Genomic DNA, 3924 nt, shown 5'->3' on the forward strand with positions numbered 1-3924 from the left:
CTGATGCAGGCCGACCAGGAGCGCCCGGCGAGCGCCGAGCCGCTCGCCCTGCGCACCGTGATCTTCGGCGGGGAAGCCCTGGAACCCGCCCGGCTCGCGGACTGGTACCGGCGCCACGCGGACGACGCCCCCGTCCTGGTGAACATGTACGGCATCACCGAGACCACGGTGCATGTCACCTACGCCGCGCTGAACCGGGCCGACGCCGTCACCGGCGCGGCCAGCGACGTGGGCACGGCCATCCCCGACCTGCGCACCTATGTCCTCGACGACCGGCTGCGGCCGGTGCCGCCCGGCGTGGCGGGCGAGCTGTACGTGGCCGGGGAGGGCCTGGCCCGCGGGTACCTGGGGCGGCCGGGGCTGACCGCCGGGCGGTTCGTCGCGGACCCGTACGGACCGCCGGGAAACCGCATGTACCGCACGGGTGATGTGGTGCGCTGGAACGCCCGGCGCACCCTGGAGTTCGTCGGCCGGGCCGACGACCAGGTCAAGGTGCGCGGCTTCCGGATCGAACTCGGCGAGATCGAGGCAGTGCTCGCCGCGCACCCGGATGTCGCGCAGGTCGCCGTCCTCGCCCGGCAGGACCGGGCCGACGACACCCGGCTCGTCGCGTACGTGGTGCCCGCCCCCGACGCCGCCCCGCACACCGGCGCCCTGCGCGCCCATCTGCGGGACAGGCTGCCGGAGTACATGGTCCCGGCCGCGTTCGTCACCCTGGACGCCCTGCCGCTGACCACGAACGGGAAGCTGGACCGCACGGCGCTGCCCGCGCCGCAGGCCGGCTCCCTGGGCAGCGGGCGGGCGCCGCGGACGCCGCAGGAGCAGATCCTGTGCGAGCTGTTCGCCGAGATCCTCGGCGTGGCCGAAACCGGTGTGGACGACAGCTTCTTCGAGCTGGGCGGGCACTCCCTGCTGGCCACCCGCCTCGTGGCGCGGGTCCGCGCCACGCTCGGGGTGGAGCTGGAGCTGCGCACCCTGTTCGAGTCGCCGACGCCGGCGGGACTGGCGACGGCGCTGGCGGACGCGGGACAGGCCCGGCCGGCCCTGACGCCGTCCGAGCGCCCCGGCCGCGTTCCGCTGTCTTTCGCGCAGCGCCGGCTGTGGTTCCTGCACCAACTGGAAGGGGCCAGCGCCAACTACAACATCCCGCTGGCGTGGCGGCTGTCCGGGCCTTTGGACGTGACGGCCCTCGAGGCGGCGCTGGCCGATGTGACGGCCCGGCACGAGAGTCTGCGTACGGTCTTTCCCCAGATCGACGGGGTCCCGTACCAGGAGGTGCGGAGCCCTTCGACGGCCCGGCCCCGGCTGCACATCGGGCACACCACCGAGGAGGACCTGGACGGTGTGCTGGCAAAGGCGCTGGCGTGCGCCTTCGACCTGGCCGTCGATCTGCCGCTGCGCGCCGAGCTGTTCACCCTGGCGCCGGACGCACACGTCCTGCTGCTGGTGATCCACCACATCGCCGGTGACGGCTGGTCGCTGGGCCCGCTGGCCCACAACCTGGCCACCGCATACGCGGCGCGCCGCCGGGGCGAGGAGCCGGAGTGGGCGCCGCTGCCGGTGCAGTACGCCGACTACACCCTGTGGCAGCACCGGCTGCTCGGCGACCACACCGACCCCGACAGCCTCTTCGCCCGCCAGGCCGCCTACTGGACGCGGACGCTGGCCGGACTGCCGGAGCAGATCCAGCTGCCCACCGACCGCCCCCGGCCCGCGGTCGCGTCCCACCGCGGTGGCTTTGTGACCGTGGAGCTGGGGCCCGAACTGCACCGCGGGCTACGCGAGTTGGCCCGTGGGCGCGGCACCAGTCTGTTCATGGTCCTGCAGACCGGGCTCGCGGCTCTGCTGTCCAAACTGGGCGCGGGCGACGACATTCCCGTCGGCAGCCTGATCGCCGGCCGCACCGACCAGGCGCTGGACGACCTCATCGGTTACTTCGTCAACACCCTGGTGCTGCGGACCGATACGAGCGGCGACCCGAGCTTTGCGCAGTTGCTGGACCGGGTCCGCGATGTCGCGCTCGGCGGGTACGCCCACCAGGACGTGCCGTTCGAGTACCTCGTGGAGGTACTCAACCCGGCCCGGTCGCTGTCACACCATCCGCTGTTCCAGGTCATGCTCGTCCTGCAGAACGCGCCACGGGCCGACTTCGCCCCGGCCGGTCTGGAGACCGACGGTGTCCGGCTGACGACGACCACCTCCAAGCTCGACCTGATCTTCTCGATGACCGAGCGCCATGCCCAGGACGGGTCCCCGGAGGGCATCGCGGGCTTCGTGGAGTACGCGGGCGATCTCTACGATCCGGCCACCGTCGCGTCGATGGTCGCCCGGTGGATCCGGCTGCTGGAAGCCGCGGTCGCCGACCCGGACCGGCTGTTGAGCCGCTGTGACATCCTCACCGCCCAGGAGCGCCGGCAGTTGCTGCCCGTACGGGACCGGAAGGCCGAGGCGCCCGTCTCCGGCAGCCTGCCCGCCCTGTTCGCGGCCCAGGTACGCCGGCGGCCGGACGCGGTCGCCGTGGTGTCGGGCAGCACCGCGCTCACGTATGCCGAGCTCAACGCGCGGGCCAACCGGCTTGCGCACGCGCTGATCGGCCGGGGAGTGGGTCCGGAGGACATCGTCGCGCTGACGCTGCCGCGCTCTGCCGATCTCGTGGTCGCCGTCCTCGCGGTGCTCAAGGCCGGTGCGGCCTATCTGCCGCTGGATCCGCAGTACCCGGCCGCGCGCAGCGCGTTCATGCTCGCCGACGCACGCCCGAAGCTGCGGGTCACCGGGACCGGTACGGAAGGGGATCCCGGCCACCTCGTGCTGGGCTCCCCCGAGACCGAAGCCCTGCTCGGTGAACTGCCCGACACCGACCCGCGGGTGGCGCTCGCGCCGGAGCATCCGGCGTACGTCATCTACACCTCCGGGTCCACCGGTACGCCGAAGGGCGTCGTCGTCCCGCACCGCAACGTGCTGCGGCTGTTCACTGCCACCCGCCACTGGTTCGGCTTCGGCGCCGAGGATGTCTGGACGCTGTTCCACTCCTACGCCTTCGACTTCTCGGTGTGGGAGCTGTGGGGGCCGCTGCTGCACGGCGGGCGGCTGGTCGTGGTCCCGCACGAGATCAGCCGGTCGCCGGAGCGGTTCCTCGACCTGCTGGCCCGCGAGGGCGTCACGGTGCTCAACCAGACGCCGTCCGCGTTCCACCAGCTGATGCAGGCCGACCAGGAGCGCCCGGCGAGCGCCGAGCCGCTCGCCCTGCGCACCGTGATCTTCGGCGGGGAAGCCCTGGAACCCGCCCGGCTGGCCGACTGGTACCGGCGCCACCCCGACGACGCGCCGCGGCTGGTCAATATGTACGGCATCACGGAGACCACCGTGCATGTCACCTACCTCGCCCTCGACGCCCGGCACACCGCGGACCCGGCCGGCGGCATCGGCACCGCCCTCCCGGACCTGGACACCTATGTCCTGGACGGCCGGCTGCGGCCGGTGCCGCCGGGCGTGACCGGCGAACTGTATGTGTCCGGCGCGGGGCCGGCCCGCGGCTACCTGAACCGCCCCGGCCTGACCGCCGAGCGTTTCGTCGCCGATCCGTACGGGCCGGCGGGCGGCCGGATGTACCGCACCGGCGATCTCGCCCGGTGGCGTGCGGACGGGACGCTGGAGTACGCGGGCCGCGCGGACGACCAGGTCAAGGTGCGCGGCTTCCGGATCGAACCCGGCGAGATCGAGGCGGCGCTGACGTCGCATGCGGCCGTCGGCCAGGTGGCGGTCGTCGCCCGCCAGGACCGGGCGGACGACACCCGGCTCGTCGCCTACGTGGTGCCGGCCGCGGGCGAGGAGACTTTCGCTGATCTCGCCCTCTTCGATCTTCCGACGTAGAGACTCCGAGATCTGCAAGTACGTACCTCGCGGACTGGCCTGCGGCACGCTCTA

Annotated in this window: 1 protein-coding gene; it reads left to right on the forward strand. The window is 72.9% G+C overall.

Annotated features, from left to right (window positions below; genetic code table 11):
- Positions 1-3870, forward strand: a 3870-nt coding sequence (locus AB0D04_RS42310; RefSeq protein ID WP_362712782.1) for an amino acid adenylation domain-containing protein, incomplete at its 5' end; no start/stop codon positions are given.
- Positions 3871-3924 lie beyond the last annotated feature (54 nt).

It is taken from the genome of Streptomyces sp. NPDC048483 (genome assembly GCF_040651455.1).
Taxonomy (GTDB): domain Bacteria; phylum Actinomycetota; class Actinomycetes; order Streptomycetales; family Streptomycetaceae; genus Streptomyces.